Origin of the sequence: Microcoleus sp. Pol12A5, from assembly GCF_036701435.1 — a bacterium.
Taxonomy (GTDB): Bacteria; Cyanobacteriota; Cyanobacteriia; order Cyanobacteriales; family Microcoleaceae; genus Microcoleus.
Genome location: NZ_JAUBQU010000112.1, coordinates 1 through 20,033, shown reverse-complemented (window position 1 = coordinate 20,033; position 20,033 = coordinate 1). Strand labels below are relative to the sequence as shown.

General features: G+C 45.8%; 16 protein-coding genes. 12 read left to right on the top strand and 4 right to left on the bottom strand.

All coding sequences use genetic code 11. From position 1 onward, the window contains the following. Positions 1-218 precede the first annotated feature (218 nt). From QUA45_RS22760 to QUA45_RS22750, 3 genes are all read right to left on the bottom strand, one after another. Positions 219-2,429, bottom strand: coding sequence for an NHLP family bacteriocin export ABC transporter peptidase/permease/ATPase subunit (locus tag QUA45_RS22760; RefSeq protein ID WP_333222182.1), 2,211 nt, complete (start codon positions 2,427-2,429; stop codon positions 219-221). 229 nt (positions 2,430-2,658) lie between these two features. After that, complete coding sequence (locus QUA45_RS22755; RefSeq protein WP_333222181.1) at positions 2,659-4,446, bottom strand: NHLP bacteriocin system secretion protein; 1,788 nt, start codon at positions 4,444-4,446, stop codon at positions 2,659-2,661. A 1,162-nt stretch (positions 4,447-5,608) separates the two neighbouring features. Further along, entirely contained in the window at positions 5,609-5,758 is a 150-nt protein-coding gene (locus tag QUA45_RS22750; RefSeq protein ID WP_333049849.1) for an isochorismate synthase, read from the bottom strand. A gap of 108 nt (positions 5,759-5,866) precedes the next feature. Between QUA45_RS22750 and QUA45_RS22745 the strand changes: the two genes are divergently transcribed. The 8 genes from QUA45_RS22745 (at position 5,867) to crn3 (ending at position 12,571) form a co-directional block, all read left to right on the top strand. Further along, positions 5,867-6,061 carry a hypothetical protein gene (locus QUA45_RS22745; RefSeq protein ID WP_333097304.1) on the top strand — a complete coding sequence of 65 codons (195 nt, stop codon included), beginning with the start codon at positions 5,867-5,869 and terminating at the stop codon, positions 6,059-6,061. Between the two features lie 196 nt (positions 6,062-6,257). Continuing rightward, positions 6,258-7,661, top strand: a complete 1,404-nt coding sequence (locus QUA45_RS22740) for a nicotinate phosphoribosyltransferase (RefSeq protein ID WP_333222180.1) — start codon at positions 6,258-6,260, stop codon at positions 7,659-7,661. A gap of 87 nt (positions 7,662-7,748) precedes the next feature. Continuing rightward, on the top strand, positions 7,749-8,348 hold the full coding sequence (locus QUA45_RS22735; protein ID WP_333097301.1) for a nicotinate-nucleotide adenylyltransferase: 600 nt from the start codon (positions 7,749-7,751) through the stop codon (positions 8,346-8,348). Next, on the top strand, positions 8,309-9,058 hold the full coding sequence (locus tag QUA45_RS22730) for an NrtR DNA-binding winged helix domain-containing protein (protein WP_333040239.1): 750 nt from the start codon (positions 8,309-8,311) through the stop codon (positions 9,056-9,058). Before QUA45_RS22735 ends, QUA45_RS22730 begins: the two co-directional genes overlap by 40 nt. Before the next feature lie 70 nt (positions 9,059-9,128). Continuing rightward, a complete protein-coding gene (locus tag QUA45_RS22725) occupies positions 9,129-9,422 on the top strand; it encodes an isochorismate lyase (RefSeq protein ID WP_333097299.1) in 294 nt (97 codons plus the stop codon). 87 nt (positions 9,423-9,509) lie between these two features. Beyond that, the gene (locus QUA45_RS22720) at positions 9,510-11,246 is read left to right on the top strand and encodes an NAD+ synthase (protein ID WP_333222179.1); all 1,737 of its coding nucleotides are present in this window, start codon (positions 9,510-9,512) and stop codon (positions 11,244-11,246) included. A 19-nt stretch (positions 11,247-11,265) separates the two neighbouring features. Further along, positions 11,266-12,195, top strand: coding sequence for a DUF192 domain-containing protein (locus QUA45_RS22715; RefSeq protein WP_333097295.1), 930 nt, complete (start codon positions 11,266-11,268; stop codon positions 12,193-12,195). 43 nt (positions 12,196-12,238) lie between these two features. Then, positions 12,239-12,571, top strand: coding sequence for a CRISPR-associated ring nuclease Crn3/Csx3 (gene crn3, locus QUA45_RS22710; RefSeq protein ID WP_333097293.1), 333 nt, complete (start codon positions 12,239-12,241; stop codon positions 12,569-12,571). A gap of 706 nt (positions 12,572-13,277) precedes the next feature. On the opposite strand, the gene QUA45_RS22705 is transcribed toward crn3, so the two are convergent. After that, on the bottom strand, positions 13,278-14,183 hold the full coding sequence (locus tag QUA45_RS22705) for a LysR substrate-binding domain-containing protein (protein WP_333097292.1): 906 nt from the start codon (positions 14,181-14,183) through the stop codon (positions 13,278-13,280). A gap of 251 nt (positions 14,184-14,434) precedes the next feature. Between QUA45_RS22705 and QUA45_RS22700 the strand changes: the two genes are divergently transcribed. The 4 genes from QUA45_RS22700 (at position 14,435) to QUA45_RS22685 (ending at position 19,902) form a co-directional block, all read left to right on the top strand. Then, positions 14,435-15,331 (top strand): aspartoacylase, encoded by an 897-nt coding sequence (locus QUA45_RS22700; protein ID WP_333222178.1) that lies wholly within the window; start codon positions 14,435-14,437, stop codon positions 15,329-15,331. A 171-nt stretch (positions 15,332-15,502) separates the two neighbouring features. Continuing rightward, positions 15,503-17,197, top strand: coding sequence for a S8 family peptidase (locus QUA45_RS22695; RefSeq protein ID WP_333222177.1), 1,695 nt, complete (start codon positions 15,503-15,505; stop codon positions 17,195-17,197). A 135-nt stretch (positions 17,198-17,332) separates the two neighbouring features. Continuing rightward, complete coding sequence (locus tag QUA45_RS22690) at positions 17,333-19,042, top strand: calcium-binding protein (protein WP_333222176.1); 1,710 nt, start codon at positions 17,333-17,335, stop codon at positions 19,040-19,042. Positions 19,043-19,272: 230 nt separating this feature from the next. Continuing rightward, positions 19,273-19,902: a hypothetical protein gene (locus QUA45_RS22685; RefSeq protein ID WP_333222175.1), complete on the top strand. Its 630-nt coding sequence runs from the start codon at positions 19,273-19,275 to the stop codon at positions 19,900-19,902. Positions 19,903-20,033: the final 131 nt, after the last annotated feature.

The window sequence follows — 20,033 nt, the reverse complement described above, 5'->3', positions numbered from 1 at the left end:
ACGTCCTTTTTTTCACATTTTGGCACCAAATGCAAGGGCTAATTGAGAATGGTGCAAGATCTCAGTTTTAACCGACTGAATAGCTAAGACTCTATAGCGAACACTGAATAGCCAAATCAAACCATCGCTCATTTCAGTCCTCTTGAGAGGACTTGCGCTATTAGACAGGGAATTCATTCCCTGGCGGACTGTCGGGCTGGCTACTGTATTTCTGCTATTTATTCTTCATTTCCAACCAAACGAGCATAAGATCCTCCCAGCTTTTGCAACTCCTCATGAGTGCCTCTCTGAACAACTTTCCCCCCTGCTAGCATAATAATTTCATCGCAATCTCGAATCGTGCTCAAACGGTGAGCAACCACAATACAAGAAGTACCGCGACGCCTCAAATTGCGATCGATAATTAACTCTGTTTCAGCATCCAGAGCACTTGTAGCTTCATCCAGCACCAACACCGCCGGATTTCTTACTAACGCCCTGGCAATTTCCAAACGCTGCCGCTGTCCGCCGCTCATATTTGTCCCCCCTTCATTGAGTTGAGCATCGTATCCTCCCGGCATATTCAAAATAAGTTCGTGAATTGCCGCATCAATGCACGCTTGCACTAAATCTGATTCCGGTACTGTCGGGTCCCAAAGCGTCAGATTTTCCCGAACAGTGCCGGCAAATAGAAATATCTCTTGTTCGACCATTGCCAGCGAATTTGCTAGGATAGAACGGGGAATCAAATTGCGGGGAACCCCGTCAAATAAAATTTCGCCATTCATTGGTTCGTAAAGGCCGGTCACAAGTTTGGCAATAGTAGATTTGCCCGAACCGCTGCCCCCAACTAACGCTACCCGCTGACCGGGTTTTACGGTTAAGTTCAAGTTGTCAATTAGCGGCGCTTCCAAGCGGCTGTAGCCAAAACTAACACCGCGCAATTCAATGCTTCCTTGCAGGTGAAAAGAATCGGGTGCAAGGGCGGCGCGACCGTTTTTACTATTAAAAGAATCGCGGTCTGCTTCTGGATCGATCGGGTTTTGCAGAACGTCATCAAGTCGGTTTAAATCGGCTTCTAATTCTTGCAGAGTGCTGCCAAAATTGACTAGATTGTTGACTGGTCGGAGGAATTGTTGAGTGAGACTTTGATAGGCAATTAACATCCCGATACTCAAACCGCCGTTCATCACCCGCAAGCCCCCGACACCTAAGATAGCAGTTGCAGCTAATGCCGTTAAAAAGGCTGGTAATATTGACAATATTTGAGTGGGCAAAGCCAATTCTTGCTGGGCGTTGCTCATTTTGGCATAGTACCCGGCAAACTTAGAAAATAAATCGAATTCTAAACCGCTAGCTTTGACAGTTTCTATAGATTGAATGCCTGCGATTGCAGCACCGCCAACCTTACCTGTTTCCTGAGCTAATCTGGTGTTAGCATCGACGCGGCTGCGGGATAAAGATTGCAGTGTCAAAAAGTTTAAGGCTGCAAAAACAGCAGCAACACTGGTCAATACCCAGTCGTACATAACCATAATTATTGCATAGAAAACCATCATCACCGCGTCGATCGCAGTTGCAGCAAGTTTCCCCGATAAAATTTCAGCAACCTTATCATTAACTTGGCAGCGACTGCTAATTTCACCGACAAACCGCTGGGCGTAAAATCCCACAGGCAAGCGTAAAGTATGCCAGAGAAACTGTCCCGACATCGAAATCGCCAGCTTGTTGGCCAGCCGCCGCAAATAGAAAAGCCGCATCCGCGCTAGCAGCCCTTGAACGACCGCCGCAAACAGCATTCCCAGTATTAAAGGCCGCAGCCACTCGTGACGGTTTTCGACGAGAATTTCATCTACAAAAATTTGGGTAAATGCCGCGCCAGCCAAACGGGGAACAGTCAGTAATAAACCAGCAATTAAACAAAATGCGATCGCCCAACGGGAACTTTGCAATCGGGAATCTAAAGCACTGGCAATATTCGGTTTTTTCCCACCCTTTTTAAACTCAGACCCAGGCTCAAAAGTCAAAACAACGCCAGTATAAGCCGACTTAAATTCTTCTAGGGAAACAGTCCTCGGCCCCGATGCGGGATCGTTGAGATAAACGCGCTTTTTCTTAATCCCCTCAACCACCAAAAAGTGATTGAAATTCCAAAAAACAATAAAAGGTGGCGGTACAGTTTTCAACTCTTCAACAGTTTTTTTAAATCCTTTAGCATCTAAGCCGTAAATTCGGGCTGCTTTGAGGATATTAGAAGCTTTACTGCCATCGCGAGAAACGCCGCACTCGCTCCGCAATTGGGCTAAAGGTACCGGGTGTTCCCAGTAACTCAAAATAATTCCTAAAGCAGCAGCACCGCACTCTACTGCTTCCATTTGTAAGAGGGTGGGAGTACGAACTCGCCTTAAGTTGCGCGGCGTAAAAAACTTGTGAATCCAGGGTATTTTCATCGGCTATAAGGCTGAAGCCCATCCATAATAAATTTTGCTGGTATTCGAGTCTCGATCCCCCTAAATTCCCCTGGTTGTTGGGGGACTTTGACTGCTCTTGTTCCCCCTTTGTTAAGGGGGGTTAGGGGGGATAGAGACTTAGATATAAACAAGAGAAACGGTCGGTGTAACGTATTTGTTGTCAGCAATTATCTCTCCATGGGGACGAAAAAAAATTGACTCATAACAGTTAGTAAACCCCAGTCAAAGACCGAAAAATAGGAATCACGTAAGAAATCGGTGCTAACTGCCCGATTTGAACCCGAACTAGCGCCGTAGTACCGGGGGAAATCTTGAGAGGAGGCCCGTTCGAGGAAGACCATTTATAACCGCTGATAGTGTTCGGATCTTGTTGCAATTCCACAAAGATTTGCACGGGAGCACCGCCGCCAGCGATGCTTTTGGCGATGCTGTCAGCCAAATTTTCATTGCCAATAATTGCCGACATATCTTGATTAGTAACTGGAAAAGGAGAAACTTGGGTTACTTTGCCGACAATGCCACCGTAGCGTTCTCGCTTGACGACGCTAGGGGTAACTTGTACGGTCATTCCCGGTTTAATTTGCTTACCGTCTCTGTCAGCAAAATAGACAAGACTGACCATTTTTTCGCGAGAATTCTCAGATTCAACTGTCCCGATTCTTGTACCGATGTTCAGCATTTGACCTGCAACGGCGCTAACTTCTAAAACGCGGCCGTCGTATTGGCTGGTAATTTTGCTGTCGGCCGTCAACTGATTCTGCAAGTGGGCAATCTTGCGTTTAACTTCCTGAATTTGATTTGTTTGGGCGATCGACTTCTCTAAATCTTGTTGAGCTAGTTTGACCGCTTGGGTTTCCATGTCTTTAATCTTAGTTTTGATTTCGTCAATTTTGTTAAGGTTTTGCAGGTACTCCCGTTCGGTGTTACTTTTCTGAACTTTAAGTTCTTGGAGATTGTTTTTAATTTCGTTAAGGCGGTTGAGATTTTGCAGGTACTCTCGTTCGGTATTGGTAGCTTCTACCTTGAGTTGCTGCCGGCTGTTTTTGAGGTCGTCAATTTTATTGAGATTTTGCAGGAATTCGCGATCGCTATTGGTTTTCTGAACGTCGAGTTCCTTTAACTGCGTTTCAATATCCGCCAGTTGCATCTGAGAGTCCGCGAATTCCTGTCTAGCTTGCAGCATTACATCCTCGCTGATCGCCCTTTCTTGTTCGTAAAGAACGCGACGAGTTTCAAACCGCTGCTGCAAAGTTTCCACCAAAGAAGTGATGTGCTGTTTTCGCTGCAAAAGACTGTCGCGTTTTTTGGCGATCGCGGCCAGAGTTTGCTGCCGCAATATCGGCGCAACTTGTTCCCGCCGCAAACTTTCTTCCAAACTTTGGCGTTTTTCTGCTAACGCTGTCAGAGTTTGCTGCCGCAGTACCGGCGCAATTTGTTCGCGGCGCAAACTTTCTTCCAAACTTTGGCGTTTTTGCTCTAATGCCGCCATACTTTGCTGGTGCAATAGCGGTGCAACTGACTCTCTATTTAAGCTTTCTTGAAGGTCTTTCTGCTGCTGTTCTAAGGTTTTTAATTCCAGGGCAATCTGCTGTTTTTGCAGCTTATTAGTATCTTGCTTTTGCCCTTGCAGTTCAGCTAATTTCGCTGTTTCTTGCTCTAACTGCTGCTTGAGGTCGAGTTTATTAATTCTGCCGATTTCCTGACCCCGTTTAACAACATCTCCAGGCTTGATATTCAGCTTTACCAATTGACCGGAACTAGCAGCTTGAAATTGCACGACTCGGCGGGGCAGAAGCAACACGCCTTGACCGGAAACAGTCAGCGGAATTCGCCCGATCGCACTCCAAACCCCCGCAGCCGCAACTAAACAGCCAATTGCAGTTAGTGGCAGCCACGATCGAGGACTAACCACCTGCATCATTTCGTCGAGGCGTTCCGGTGAAGATAAGCGATCGATCGCTTCGGTAGTGAAAAGTTTGTTTTGTTTTACCTGCATCAGCTATTCCTTTCGAGAGTGCGATCGCGCTGTCAGCAGGGGTGTATTTGAAGGGAAAATTCTTTGCAAGTCAATGGAGGCACAAACAATTTCCCAAAAAACGTTCAAAGCTTCCGTCCAATTACTTGAATCTTCTCACTCCTGTTTGCAGCTTGCCTGTAAAATCACTTTACGACAATTAACCCTCGTAAGACCTAACTAACAGTAGAGTTTTCAGCTAACAAAAAGACCAGCTTGCAGCCCATCTGCCGACGGGGGAATGACCCGAACTTTCGGCTAGGTATCGCCCGCAGCCAGTGTCTACACATTGGCCACCAGTTAAGTTAAAAACACTTTTGTCAATGAGTAGAATTACTCTAAGCTATCGAAGTAGCAACTTAAAATGTGGTGCGGTTTGTTCAAGGAGGTTGCAAGAAACACTGTTCAGGACTTCGCCCAGTAGCAGAAAAAGGGGAAACAATTAGCCGATTTTTAGGTTTTTGCGATCGCTGGACTATTCTTAAATCCAGATTTTGGGGTTCAGCAAAATACTCAACTTGGTCTAAAGCTAATACTTTTTGTTTAGCTATTATATAAAAATGATAAATCCCTCAATCAATCATCTCTAAAGCAATCGGCTCCAATGAAATTTCTAATTCCTCCCTCTGCAACTACATCTCCTATAGTAATCCTAAATCATTTGTGAATTTCTTACTCCCTCCCCTTAGTATAGTAAGGGGAGGGTTGGGGTGGAGTAAAAAGTTTACGACTCCTGCAAGGATTTCTATATTAAGGGTGCTAGTTTTGTTTTTGATAAGATGACTGAAGCAACCCTAGTGTAACAAAAGGTTCTAGTTTTGCTTGGTGTTTCTCTAATTTATACGCAGTAAACCGGGGGCGAAAATCTTTATTTCAAAAGCTTACTCTACACTGAATCTGCCTTTTGTCAATTGGGGAAGTTTAGTGTAATTGGTGATTGGTAATTGTAGGTGGGGTAGAACGAAGGGAAACCCCACCTACAATTACTATTAACAGTCAGCAGTCAACAGTCAGCAGTCAACAGTCAACAGTCAACAGTCAACAGTCAACAGTCAACAGTCAACAGTCAACAATTAATTGTTAACTGTTGACTGTTAAACTGAATGCCTGTGCCGAACTCGCTAGAAAATGCCTGAATGGCTGTTCATTCTCTCGATTTAGAACTTTTGGAGAGCTTACCCTCAAAAGGTTGAACTCCACTATTTGGATAGTTGTCATCGCTGGGGCTAAAAATCCGCACCGCTGCTTCCGAGACGTAACGCATCGCGTTTGCCAAAGATTTAGAAAGATTCATAGAATCTGCCTCTCTTGTCTGGGTTCTGATACTTTTAATATTACTCTGATCTTTGGGCGGTGGATGAGTTTAGCAATATTTATTTGAATTACTTATTGGTCTGCAACATTGAAGCAAGCTGAAGGTTTAAGAAATTACGTATTGTTGGACGATCGACCTTTTGCTGGTAGATTTTTCCTTGCTCAACTCAATCAGTGGCGATCGCCATCCCGACGCTCAGAAACCCGGTTTTCTACATATTTCCAAGGGCTGGAACCAAATATGTTCGTAAAAAATCGGGAACGCTTGAGTGTTTGTGCTTAATTCCTGAGTTTGTTAAAGTAAGTATTTATATTGATTTTACCATAATATTAATGTATCAATTAACCTAAATCCGTTATTAAAGGGCATAATCAGCGAATTTATTCCACAATATTTGCAATCTTTATCAAAATTTTACAAACAGATATGGTATTATTCACTATAATTAAAAAAAAGAAGTTTGTCCGGGGTTTTTCTTATGGAAACTGCGACAGAAAGCCTGCAGCTCACAGGTTTTGAAGAAATATTAGAAGACCGGGAACTGACGGTTTCTTCAGCAGATTACAGCCTTTTGACCGATCTCTACCAGCTAACGATGGCCGCTTGTTACGTCGGGGAAGGACTCGACGGGCGGGCATCGAGTTTTGAGTTGTTCGCGCGCAGGCTGCCAGAGGGTTTTGGCTACGCGATCGCGATGGGTTTGGCTCAAGTTATCGATTATTTGGAAAAATTTCGGTTTTCGCCGGCGCAAATTGAGGCTTTGCAGTCCACTGGCATTTTTGCCGGTGCCCCGGAGCGATTTTGGACTTTACTCGCCACAGCCCGCTTTACAGGAGATGTTTGGGCGGTGCCGGAGGGGACGGCGGTGTTTGCCAACGAGCCTCTGCTGCGAATTGAGGCTCCTCTGTGGCAGGCTCAGTTAGTGGAAACTTATTTATTGAATGCCATAAATTATCAAACTTTGATTGCGACGCGGGCAGCCAGACTGCGGGATGTGGCGGGCCCGGAGGCTATGTTGCTGGAATTCGGGACGCGCAGGGCTTTTGGCCCTCAAGCTGCTGTTTGGGCGGCTAGGGCGGCCCTGGCTGCGGGGTTCGATGGAACTTCTAATGTTTTGGCTGCTTTGAAGTTGGGCCGCAAGCCTGTCGGTACGATCGCCCATGCTTTGGTAATGGCTGTGGCTGCCCTCGAAGGCAGCGAGAATCAGGCGTTTGCAGCTTTTCACCGCTACTTTCCGGGGGCGCCGCTGCTGATCGATACTTACGATACTGTGGCGGCGGCGCGGATGTTGGCAGATCGAGTCAACAGCGGTGAAATGCAGTTGGAAGGCGTGCGGCTCGATTCGGGCGATTTGGCGCTGCTGTCTCGGGAAGTTCGATCGATCCTTCCGGGCGTTCCAATTTTTGCTAGTGGCGATTTGGACGATCGAGAAATTGCTAAATTAAAAAGTAGCGGTGCTTGCATTGACGGTTACGGTTTGGGAACCAAGTTGGTCAGCGGTTCCCCTGTGAACGGTGTTTATAAGTTGGTGGAAATTGACGGAATTCCGGTGATGAAAGAGGCAAGCGGCAAGGTAACATATCCAGGAAGAAAGCAAATTTTTAGACAGATTGAAAATGGGCAAATTCTCGGAGATTGTTTGGGATTGTCGGGAGAAAATATTCACAATTGCGATTCTTACTTACCATTAATGAAGTTGGTTGTCAAGGATGGCAAACGAGTCCAGAACCCGGAAAGTTTGGAGGAGATCGCCAAACGCACTGCTGCTTCAGTCGCCAGTCTTCGACCCGAAACTCGCCAACTTGACAACCCGATTTCGCCGTCAGTGGAAATTTCTACCGATTTGCAGAGTCTCACCCAAAAAACGAAAAAGAGTCAGTAGTCATTAGTCATTAGTCATAAATCAACGCCGTCAACAGTCAACAGTCAACTATTCCCCATTAACTATTAACAATATTACCGATTCCCTATGCAGAAAATTGCTCTTTTTGGAACCAGTGCCGATCCGCCCACAGCAGGACATAAAACAATTCTGAGTTGGCTTTCGCAACATTTTGACTGGGTAGCAGTTTGGGCGTCGGACAATCCTTTTAAGTCGCACCAAACTTCTCTAGAACACCGATCGGCAATGCTGCTGTTAATGATTCAAGAAATTAATTCGCCGAGACACAATCTTTGCTTGCATCCAGAGCTCAGCAGTCCAAGGACTCTAGAAACTGTGGAACAAGCAAGATTGCTGTGGCCGGATGCAGATTTGACACTGGTAATAGGTTCCGACTTGGTGGGGCAACTGTCTCGCTGGTACAAATTTGAACAATTGTTAAAAGAAGTGGACTTGCTGATAGTACCGCGACCCGGTTATCCATCAGAGCAATTAGATTTGTGGCAGTTGAGGCGCATGGGTGCAGACGTGGCGATCGCATCTTTGAGTGCTCCCAATGTTTCTTCTACTTCCTATCGGGAAACAGGAGACAGGGAAGCTCTGACTCCGACCATCGAAGATTACATCCATAGGGAGCATTTGTACGCATGGCACGAGGCACAAAAAAGAGCGAGGGTTGCTCATTAGCTGACTTTAAAGTAGGAGTAGATAATGTTATTTTTTCCGTAGATACCGTGCAGAACCGCTTGTTGGTGCTGTTGGTAATGCGGCAAGACGAACCGTTTATCGATTCTTGGAGTCTTCCCGGTACTTTGGTGCGTCAGGGCGAGTCTCTTGAAAATGCGGCTTACCGAATTTTGTCTGAGAAAATTCGGGTAAAAAATTTGTATTTGGAGCAATTGTATACTTTCGGAGAACCGGGCCGCGATCCTCGGGAAGTTACCAGGGGCGATCGTTATCTTTCGGTTAGTTATTTTGCTTTGGTTCGCTTTGAGGAAGCTGAGTTAATTGCTGGGAGTGTAGTGGCGGGTGTGGGCCACCGCGTCGGCGGTATTGCTTGGTATCCCGTGCAACAAGTTCCTAAGCTGGCCTTCGATCACAATCAAATTCTCGAATACGGATATCGACGACTGCGTAACAAACTTGAATACAGCCCGGTAGCTTTTGAAGTTTTGCCGGAACTTTTTACTTTGAGCGATTTGTATCAACTTTATACAACTATTTTGGGGGAAAATTTTTCTGATTATTCTAATTTTAGAGCTCGATTGTTGAAATTGGGTTTTTTGTGCGATACCGGTGTTAAGGTTTCGCGCGGAGCGGGCCGCCCTGCTAGTTTGTACCGCTTTGATGCGGCCGCTTTTGCTCCTTTCAAAAATAAGCCGCTGGTGTTTATCTAGCTGTTCCTTAGATGACATTCTGGGATCAATTTAGTAACATTAGAATAGAAGCTATTAAGGAGTGCAGACGATGAAAGACCCTGATGAATGCGCTAATATTCACGAAGTTCGGGAGGAAATTGATATTATCGATCGAGAAGTGATCGAGGCTTTGAGCAAGAGATTTCAATACGTCATCGCGGCAGCAAGGTTCAAAACGAGTGAAGCTAGTGTTCGATCGTTCGATCGCTTTCACGATATGTTACAGCAGCGGCGCGAGTGGGCTCAACAATCGGGTTTGAATCCTGATGTGGTAGAAAATATTTACCGGGATTTGGTAAATTATTATATTGAGGAAGAGTTGAAACATTACAAATCTGAGTAATCTTTCGCTACATTCAAATCTAGGACTATAGGAAAGTGAGTCCGCCCGGGCGGACTGTTAGCAATATTTATTAAGTGATTTGGTGATATGAAAATTGCGATCGCACAACTCAATCCTACTATTGGTGATATCTTGGGCAACTCCAACCTAATTCTGGAGGCTGCGAAAAAAGCTGAGGTTGAGGGCGCAAACTTATTGCTAACACCGGAACTTTCCCTGATCGGTTATCCGCCGCGCGATTTGTTAATTAATCCGAGTTTCATTGCAGATGCAGGTGCACAGTTGCAGCAACTGGCGCAAGCTTTGCCACGAAAGTTGGCAGTTATAGTAGGCACAGCCTTACCTAATGCTAAGGCTGTTAAACTCGGCGGAAAATCATTGTTTAATAGCGCTGTTTTGTTGCAAAATGGCGTTGTCAAACAAGTTTTTCATAAACGCTTGTTGCCTACTTATGATGTATTTGATGAAGATAGATATTTTGAACCTGGAGAAAACAGCAATTACTTTTCTATTGGCGAAGTCAAAATTGGCGTGACAATTTGTGAAGATTTGTGGAACAATGAGGAATTTTGGGGTAAACGCAGTTACGCAGGCGATCCTGTTTCCGATCTGGCAAAATTGGGGGTAGATTTAGTGGTGAATTTGTCGGCATCGCCTTACTGTGCGGGGAAGCGGGGAGTGCGATCGGCGATGTTGCAGCACAGCGTCATCCGCTGCGCGATACCGATTATTTACGCTAATCAGGTAGGGGGAAATGACGATATTATTTTTGACGGCAGCAGTTTTGCTGTGAATCGAAAGGGTGATTTGATTCAGGTATTAGCTTCTTTTGAAACGGATTTTGCGGTGCTGGAATATGACGCCGCTAAACAAGATTTAGTTGGCAGCAATCAGCCAAGTGCAGCAGGAAGTGAGGCTGCGCCGTTGAGTTTTCATCCGGCAGAAGGAGATGCAGAAATTTGGGCTGCTTTGGTTTTAGGAGTGCGAGATTATGTCCGCAAGTGCGGTTTTTCTAAGGTTGTACTCGGTTTGAGTGGCGGGATAGATTCGGCTTTGGTGGCGGCGATCGCCAGTTGCGCGATCGGGCCAGAAAATGTTCTAGGGGTGTTGATGCCTTCTCCTTACAGTTCGGATCATTCGGTTAATGATGCTTTGGAATTAGCCCGAAATCTGGGCGTTGCGATCGAACTATTGCCGATCGGCGATTTGATGAAAACTTACGATCGCACTCTCGCCAATTTGTTTGTCAACACAACTTTCGGGATTGCTGAGGAAAATATTCAATCGCGGATTCGAGGCAATCTGTTGATGGCAATTTCTAATAAGTTCGGACATTTGCTGCTTTCGACGGGCAATAAGTCGGAAATGGCGGTGGGTTACTGCACTCTCTACGGCGATATGAATGGGGGATTGGCGGTGATTTCCGATGTCCCAAAAACTCGCGTTTATTCGCTTTGTCGGTGGCTGAATTCTGGCGGATATGTAGGGAAAGTGTCCCCGTGCCCGCCCCTGGGAAAGGAAATTATTCCGGTTAATATTATTACTAAAGCGCCGAGTGCTGAACTGAAACCGGGGCAAATTGACCAAGATTCTTTGCCGGATTACGATGTTTTGGATGACATCTTGCAGCGGTCGATCGAACATCACGAATCTGCCCAAGAAATTGTCGCTGCAGGACACGATGAAGCCGTGGTTAAACGTGTAGTAAAATTAGTGAGGCAAGCGGAGTTTAAACGGCGGCAAGCAGCCCCTGGTTTGAAAATTAGCGATCGAGCTTTTGGTACCGGTTGGCGGATGCCGATCGCCAAATCTTCATTTTATTAAACGCATCATTAAACGCAAAATGGTTAACATCGACGGTAGTTTCGGCTTCGATTTTCTTCTGGGAACTCTCAGCAACGATACGATTAGAGGATTTGCGGGTAATGATACTGTTCAAGGTTTGGGGGGAAACGACCGGATTTTTGGCGATCGGGAAAATGATTTGCTGGCAGGAAATGAAGGCGCTGATACGCTGTCTGGCGGTCAGGGAAGCGATACCATCTATGGAGGACAAGAGTCGGATTGGATATTTGGCGATCGGGGTAACGATTTGCTAATAGGCGGCGAAGGCGGGGATATCTTGACAGGAGGCGGGGGGGAGGATTTATTTGTGATTGAAATAACCTCCGCCGCATCTACTATTACTGAAGCCGATATAATTACAGATTTTGGCAACGGCAATGATAAAATTGTCTTGACAGAAGGCATGAAGTTTAGCGATTTAGAGCTTTCTGTTTCTGACAACCAAACTATTATGAAAGATAAAGATTCTGGCAAATATTTAGGAGTTGTTTCGGGAAATTCTAATCTGACTGAATCCAACTTTATTTCGCTGTTTGGCGGGATAGATAGGGGTCAGCTTTTGCCAATTTCGGTTAACACGATTATAGCCGATCGCGCGATCGGACTGGAAGTGGCGCAAACTCCCCAAGAGCAAGCCACAGGTTTAATGTTTCGGACAGAATTGCCAGACGACAGAGGAATGTTTTTCCCGATCGAACCCGCGCGAAACGTGCGTTTTTGGATGAAAAACGTGTTGATTGAGCTCGATATGGTTTTTCTGCGGGAAGGCGTAGTGCAGGCGATAATTCCTAACGTACCGCCGTGTTTGAGCGAAACCTGCCCCAACTACGGCCCGGATGTTCCCGTTGACGGAGTTATTGAACTCAGAGGCGGAAGGGCGGCCCAATTGGGACTCAAAGTTGGCGATCGGATTCCCAATTTACCCTAAAAGGTATATGATTTTATCGCAGCCTTCAACATTTGTGCATCCAATGAATCCTATTGAATTAAAAATAATCCCCCATCAAACTCAAGACAGTTTAGCTTACCAACATTTGCGATTGCGTATTACAACTCAAGACGGTATCATCACGCCAAATGATTTACAAGGTTTGAAACTTCCTCAACACGTTCAATTGAGCCAAGGAATTGTCATTGAAGGTAGAGGAGCAATTTGGCTTTACGGGTATTTAGTACACGAATGTCATCCTGCGGCTTGGGTTGGATGTTACGATCCGCGATTAGAAGGTGCCGTGGTAGTAGCGACGCACAAGCACGAGGTATCAGTTGGACAGGTATTAAAATTGAGTTTACCGAGCGATTAAGACTCTCCGTAGCGGGTGTAGCGGCTTTGGTTTTGAATGCCAATCCGAATCTTACTCCGGCCCAAGTTGAGTATATCTTCACGACAACAGCCAACCCAAATGGGATAATAGCCTAGAAAAAATAGGCAGCCACTATTCAGAAACATTAGTCGATCGCCATACAACCGCGCAAATCTGTTTTGTCCGAACCTCCGCGCGGATGGGATGTGGATGCAATCCAGCAATGGCAAATATTGATTGACTTCGCAGTTAGAAGTTTGGCATAAACTCGGCGGTTCTAGTTGTCGAACTTGTGAAGGTTAAATTCAAAATTTTAGCAAGCAAGTAGGATGGAACATGAGCTCGCAAGTAAGTCCTATACCAAGGGAGTTTCCAGGCTAGTATCCAACAGTTGCTGCATGAATTTGGCAAAGTTATGTTGACAGCGATAAAAGCATAACTAGGTACAGTCTTTTTGCTGGCGCGCAGACATGACAAGCGTGGAGAGTTACAAAAATTAATCTGTTTTCTACTTTCGCTTGCGGCAAGTAACAGTTAATACCGCATATTCCAGGTTCATGAACTAGAGTAGCAGCTATATTGTGTGGTGTTAATCTGTAGGGTGCGAATCTGCGAGATATTCGATAAAACTTGCAGATTGTTGATGGCAACGCACCTTACTTGCTGGACTTTTCAATGCTTTTTACCTATGCCTGTTTCTCACAAATCATTTAGGATTGCTATAAATTGAGAGGGGTTTAATAATATTGAGGAATTGCTGCAAAATGGTGGACGAATGATTAGGCCGCCAAACAGCAGTTAATTGAGTGGTGGTCGTTTGTTCCTGAATCTGACGATAGACCACTCCTTCGCGTTGAATATTCTGTACGTGAGATGGCAGAATGCTGATACCTGTTTCGCCTGCGACTAATCCCAAAATTGTGACCATAAAGACGGCTGTTTGAGCAACTTTAGGAACAAACCCTGCTTGCGAACATACATGGTAAATTTCCTCAGATAAGCCAGCCACAATCTGATGAAGGGGCATTACAAATTCTTGATCCTTTAGGTCGGAAAGCGAAATTTTGGATTGGGCTGTAAGCGGATGGTTTTTGGGTAAAACGACGACAAGTGGTTCTTGCGTGAGAGACATCGTTTCTAAATCATTGGCTTCAGAAATATCGTGGTAGAGATAAAGAAAAATGATATCAGTCTGGCGATCGCGCAACCTCTGAATTAAGAAAGCACTGTGTTCTTCCTGCAAAATCAGTTGTACCTCTGGATATTGCTGTCGAAAATTTCGCAGAATCTCTGGAAAGACACCATTCGCAATCGAACTGGGAAAACCCACCGTCAAATAACCCAATTCACCCTGATCGATGCGCTGGGTTTTATGTACCGCTTGTTCTAACTGTACCAAAGTTGCGCGAGCTTCTTCTAAAAACGCTTGTCCTGCTGGGGTTAGCTGAATCGGGTGACTTTTGCGATCGAATAGCTTCACACCCAGTTCAGCCTCTAAATCTTTAATTTGTTGACTTAGGGGGGGTTGGGCAATGTGCAATCGCTTGGCGGCGCGACTAAAGCTCAGTTCGTCTGCCACTGCAATGAAGTAACGAAGATGGCGAAGTTCCATAGGTTATACGATTTTAGATTTTAGATTTTAGATTTGAACGATTGGGAATGAATGATTACTATGATGGTTTGGAGCAAGGGCCTACAGTTACATTCTCTTTTGTAACGGGGATTAAATACTATATTTTTTAAGTATATTTTTATATAAAAAATAGTATTTGACATATAGAACTAACTTCTTTATCTTGAAAGTAATAGTTATAAGTTTCGGCACGAAATACCCATTTAAGTATTGCTTAATGAGGATTATTCATGATTTCGCAAGTAATTCGACGAGTTGCAGTTGTAGGAGGAACCCACGGAAACGAGTTGACTGGGGTTTATCTGATTAAGAAGTTTCAACAATTCCCAGACTTACTGAAACGATCGAGCTTTGAGGTGGTTACTCTATTAGCTAATCCTCAAGCGGTAAAGTCCAATCGGCGTTATGTCGATCGCGATTTGAACCGTTGCTTTGCCGAGGAAGATTTGTCTAACCCAGATTTGATGGGTTACGAGAACAGACGTGCTAAGGAAATCTCCGCCCAACTATGTCCGAAAGACGAACATGGGGCTGATGCGATCGTTGACCTTCACAGCACAACGGCCAACATGGGGCTGACAATTTTACCATCTAGCAAACATCCATTCAATTTGCAATTATTAGCTTATTTGAGTGAGATCGAGCCCTCACTGCGAGTTTGTGTGGGAGAGCATTCTGGTGAGGATGCCCCAATGCTTCGATCGCTGTCTGCTTTCGGTGGCACCGTAGAAGTTGGGCCCATCGCCCAGGGAGTCGTCAATGCCCATCAGCTTCAGCAAACCGAAATGCTGGTTCACGCCATTCTGGATTATCTCGACGCACAAAATCGGGGAAAGCCGCTTCCTATACCATCACATTTGACTGTATATCAGGCGATCGGCTCAGTAGACTATCCCAGAAATTCAGTAGGTGAACTGCAAGCTGCGATCCATCCCCAACTTCAGTTCAAAGACTATGAACCCTTACATCCCGGTGAACCGATGTTTCTCACATTTGCGGGAGAATCACTCCCCTATCAAGGAGAATCTACTGTTTTCCCTGTATTCATTAACGAAGCTGCCTATTACGAAAAACACATAGCGATGGTTTTGACGCAAAAACAACAGCTTCAGCTTGAAACGGCATAACTTCCCGAAAAATATGACTTTTATGAAATTAGGGTTATGACTTTTATGAATTCAAGCAATGAATTTATGAATAGACTTATCATCTCGCATCGGGAATAATCTTAATTAATTTAAAATCCAGCATTGTTTCCCCTAAACACCAGTGAATCTCAAATTATCAGGAGTGAATTTATGGAAAGTACGCTCGGTATATTTGCAATCGATCGCGAACAGCAGCTCACACCAGCATTAACAACCTTTGGTAATAGCGGTCAGCTTAATTTTTTCACTGCCTCCAGTCAATTTAACGGTAGCGTTCCCGGCAACGGCTTTGACACGGCTAACTTGAAAGCGATCGGCAGCAACGAACCACAACAAATAGCAAATTTTATAGTATCTCAAAATAGCGAGATTTTCAGTTACTCAGGCAGCGATCGAGCCACTAGCAGTACATCTCCCGTTCAACAAAAATCGAATTCAGAAGCCATGACTGCCGGCACAGATCCGCTAACGGGAATGAGAACGCCTTCTCAGTTGAATTTCTCAGACCCAGACAACTCCTTAGCCACTGCACGCAACATTGGTGTTGCTGATAACAATCGCCTCACCTTCAATGATTTTGTCGGAGTTGACGATAACGAGGATTATTATCGCTTTACTATTAACAACAATAGCGATGTAAGCTTGCGTATCGATGTTTTGAATGGAGCAGGAATCGAGTTGATTCAAGACAAGAATCGCAACGGCGAGGCTGATTATGATGAACTTCTTGGCAGCGATTATGCCTCACCCGGTGCATCCGGCGAGATAAATTTATTCAACCTGACTCCTGGAGATTACTATGTCGCAGTTTATAGTTACTTTGACTATAAGAATTACAACCTGAATCTGGCTGCAACGCCTGCTACTGGTTTTAGCAGCAATTACGGATACGGTTTAGTGGATGCAAATGCAGCAGTAGCCCGCGCTTTTAACAGTCCAGTTAAGTTCCCCGAAGTTCCTAATTTGGGCGGGAATGATTGGGCAAGAGACATGGTAAATGCGCCGGAAGTTTGGCAGGGCGGAATTACCGGAAATGGGATTGTTGTAGCTGTCGTCGATACCGGCGTTGACTACACCCATCTCGATTTAGATGCCAATATTTGGCAGAATGCGGATGAGATTCCCAATAACCGAATTGACGACGATCGCAACGGATATATTGATGATATTCGGGGTTGGGATTTTGCGTCTGGTGATAACAACCCGATGGACGAGAAGTTTTTAAGAAATGGTCAGCTTTTCGGTCACGGGACTCACGTAGCAGGTGCGATCGCGGCCGAACGCAATGGTTTTCACATCACAGGAGTTGCCCCGAATTCCAAGATTATGCCTGTGAGAGTTTTGCCGACAGTTGGTTTCGGTAATCCGATTAATATTGCTGCTGGAATTCGCTATGCTGCTGATAATGGAGCTAATGTAATTAACTATAGTGCGGGCGGCTGGTTTCCTAGCAGGGAAATTGATGACGCAATTAAGTATGCAACAGACAAAGGAGTTGTTGTCGTCATGTCAGCAGGAAATGATGGTTTTAGCGAACCAGGTTATCCAGCTAGATATGCCGATCGCTTCGGAATTGCTGTGGGAGGAATTGATATAAATGGCAGGATGGATCAATTATTTAACCGTGCAGGTTCCCGACCTTTGGATTACGTAGTTGCACCGGGAGTAGATATCTTTTCTACAACTCCCGATAACACCTACAAAACCTACAGCGGCACATCGATGGCAGCCCCTCACGTAGCGGGTGTAGCGGCTTTAGTTTTGAATGCCAATCCGAATCTAACTCCGGCTCAAGTTGAGCAAATTTTGACTTCAACAGCCAACCCAAATGAGATAATAGCCTAGAAAAAATAGGCAGCAACTATTCAGAAACATTAGTCGATCGCCCTACAACCGCGCGAATCTGTTTTGTCAGAAGCTTGGGGCGATCGACAAAACACTCGTAAATTTAGCAAATTTGCAATTTTAGTGTGAGGACTTATGACCATTACTCGCGTCTCTGTTGACTCAGCAGGCGATCAGGCGATCCGCTTCTCAGTCGGCTCCTCCATCTCCGCCGATGGCCGGTTTGTCGCGTTTGCATATGGCACCAGCCTCGTACCGGCGGGCGCTAGCGGTAGCGGCGACATCTTCGTGCGCGACTTATCAACCAATACTACCACCCCCGTCTCTGTTGACTCAGCAGGTAATCGGGCGATGGGTGTGGGGTTCTTCCCAGGTTCCTTCTCTCCCTCCATCTCCGCCGACGGGAGGTTTGTGGCGTTTTATTCTAATGCCACCAACCTCGTGCCGGGGGACACTAACTCTTACGGAGCCATCTTCGCGCGCGACTTGTCAACCAATACCACCACCCTCGTCTCTGTTGACTCAGCAGGCAATCGGGGGAACAACTACTCCTTATCTCCCTCCATCTCAGCCGACGGGAGGTTTGTGGCGTTTTATTCTAATGCCACCAACCTCGTGCCGGGGGACAACTATAACTTCGACATCTTCGTGCGCGACACGCTCGCCAATACCACCACCCCCGTCTCTGTTGACTCAGCAGGCGATCGGGGGAACAATGACTCCTACCGCCCCTCCATCTCAGCCGACGGGAGGTTTGTGGCGTTTGAATCTGATGCCACCAACCTCGTGCCGGGGGACACTAACAATGGCAGAGACATATTCGTGCGCGACACGCTCGCCAATACCACCACCCGCGTTTCTGTTGACTCAGCAGGCGATCGGGGGAACAGTGACTCCTACCGCCCCTCCATCTCAGCCGACGGGCGGTTTGTGGCGTTTGAATCTGATGCCACCAACCTCGTGCCGGGGGACACTAACAATCGCAAAGACATCTTCGTGCGCGACACGCTCGCCAACACCACTACCCTCGTCTCAGTCAGTTCCAGCGGCGATCGGGCGATCGGTTTCGATTTCTTCCCAGGTTCCAGATCTCCATCCATCTCGCCAGATGGAAGATTTGTGGCCTTTTCATCTGATGCCATCAACCTCGTGCCGGGAGACACTAACTATTACGAGGACATCTTCATGCGCGACACGATCGCCAAAACCACCACTCTCGTTTCTGTTTCAGGGGCTGGCGATCGGGGGAACGGCTACTCCTTATCTCCCTCGATCTCAGCCGACGGGCGGTTTGTGGCGTTTTATTCTCAGGCCGCCAACCTCGTGCCGGGGGATACCAACAATAGCGGTGACATCTTTGTTGTTGACTTAACCAGCACTCCAGGTGGCAACAATAACTCTGCAAACGTCATCAACGGCACTCCCGGCAACGAGAACCTCACTGGCACTCCCGGCAACGACACCATCAACGGTTTGGCAGGCGATGACGTGCTGAATGGTTTGCGGGGCAACGATATCATCAATGGTGGCGACGGCAGCGATAGCCTGTCTGGGGGAAAAGGTTTTGACACCCTCAACGGCGGTTTGGGCGACGATAATCTTGTCGGCGGCGCGGGCAACGATGTATTTGTTTTAGGTGCGGGATTGGGAGTTGATACAATCTGTGATTTCGGCAACTATCAAGATACCATTCAATTAATCAACGGCTTGACCTTCGGACAGCTATCAATTTCTCCTGGAACTAACAGCACATTAATTAGAGTAGCCAACAGCGGTGAAGTTTTAGCTGCTTTGACAGGCGTTGCTCCCAATTTCATTGGCCCTGAAGATTTCGTGTCTGTTTAGATATCTGCCGATGCTCAATTGTTTGCTGTGTCCTTTCACCGAATATCTCACCTTTATTCAAAGAACACGATCGCGATTTACGAACTCCGACAGAGAAACCGGGTTTTTTACCGAATCTGCGAGTCACAACGCAGTATTTTCCTAAAAAACCCGGTTTCTGATCCCCGTGCAAAAGCCCTAGCAAAAAATGGTTTGACGCGCAATATACTGTTAGCTTTTAGTTATTAATTATGGCAAATTACAGAACTGTATTGTTGTTCAATAGTCTAATTTTAGTGCTAGTTGGGTTAGTGACGGCGTGTCTGAGTTTATTCGGTTCTTCAGTAAAAGGGTTATTTTTGCCGCCTTGCTCTGCCACGTATCCGGGTGCAGGTTTCTTTTTCTTGGCGTTTCAAATGTTATTTTATTTATCGGTAATGGTGTGCGCTTTTACCTTTGGATTGCTGAGAATTATTCAACCCGATCGCCCAGAAAATAGATTTATTTTATATTCGGCACTGTTTGCCGGTTGCTTTCTGTTCAATGAAGTTTTTCGCACCCACGTTCATCTGGGACGTGCGGGTTTCCCGAAAGTAACAATTGTCATATTTTACGCCGTGCTGGCTGTTGCATACGGATTAGCTTTTCGGAGACAAATTCGCTCGACTCCCTATGCTTTACTGCTGAGTGGCGTTGGTTTGTTATTTGTTGCCTTTTTTGCAGAAGCGCTGCCTTTAAAAAACGAGATAATTTCGAGCTTGCTGGAGGGAATACCGAAGCTGTTGAGCGGGATTAATATTGCACTTTATTGTTGGTTTTTGTGTCAGGGCTTGATAGTGCGATCGCTCAATTTTTCTAACAGTAAATCAAATCTTGAATGAAGTAAGAGGAAGATTTGCCGTTGGGTGGGGGCGGGTTTTTGAGATTGTCTATTTGGCTCTCCTGAGTTTATGGTGTAAAATAGATCAACCAATACAGTTAGAGTAATGAGCTTTCATTTAGACTATTTATT

Excerpts from the sequence above, each read along its gene's own strand:
- QUA45_RS22760 (WP_333222182.1), bottom strand. The coding sequence starts at position 2,429 with ATGAAAATACCCTGGATTCACAAGTTTTTTACGCCGCGCAACTTAAGG.
- QUA45_RS22755 (WP_333222181.1), bottom strand. The coding sequence starts at position 4,446 with ATGCAGGTAAAACAAAACAAACTTTTCACTACCGAAGCGATCGATCGC.
- QUA45_RS22750 (WP_333049849.1), bottom strand. The coding sequence starts at position 5,758 with ATGAATCTTTCTAAATCTTTGGCAAACGCGATGCGTTACGTCTCGGAA.
- QUA45_RS22740 (WP_333222180.1), top strand. The coding sequence starts at position 6,258 with ATGGAAACTGCGACAGAAAGCCTGCAGCTCACAGGTTTTGAAGAAATA.
- QUA45_RS22735 (WP_333097301.1), top strand. The coding sequence starts at position 7,749 with ATGCAGAAAATTGCTCTTTTTGGAACCAGTGCCGATCCGCCCACAGCA.
- QUA45_RS22730 (WP_333040239.1), top strand. The coding sequence starts at position 8,309 with ATGGCACGAGGCACAAAAAAGAGCGAGGGTTGCTCATTAGCTGACTTT.
- QUA45_RS22725 (WP_333097299.1), top strand. The coding sequence starts at position 9,129 with ATGAAAGACCCTGATGAATGCGCTAATATTCACGAAGTTCGGGAGGAA.
- QUA45_RS22720 (WP_333222179.1), top strand. The coding sequence starts at position 9,510 with ATGAAAATTGCGATCGCACAACTCAATCCTACTATTGGTGATATCTTG.
- QUA45_RS22715 (WP_333097295.1), top strand. The coding sequence starts at position 11,266 with ATGGTTAACATCGACGGTAGTTTCGGCTTCGATTTTCTTCTGGGAACT.
- crn3 (WP_333097293.1), top strand. The coding sequence starts at position 12,239 with ATGAATCCTATTGAATTAAAAATAATCCCCCATCAAACTCAAGACAGT.
- QUA45_RS22705 (WP_333097292.1), bottom strand. The coding sequence starts at position 14,183 with ATGGAACTTCGCCATCTTCGTTACTTCATTGCAGTGGCAGACGAACTG.
- QUA45_RS22700 (WP_333222178.1), top strand. The coding sequence starts at position 14,435 with ATGATTTCGCAAGTAATTCGACGAGTTGCAGTTGTAGGAGGAACCCAC.
- QUA45_RS22695 (WP_333222177.1), top strand. The coding sequence starts at position 15,503 with ATGGAAAGTACGCTCGGTATATTTGCAATCGATCGCGAACAGCAGCTC.
- QUA45_RS22690 (WP_333222176.1), top strand. The coding sequence starts at position 17,333 with ATGACCATTACTCGCGTCTCTGTTGACTCAGCAGGCGATCAGGCGATC.
- QUA45_RS22685 (WP_333222175.1), top strand. The coding sequence starts at position 19,273 with ATGGCAAATTACAGAACTGTATTGTTGTTCAATAGTCTAATTTTAGTG.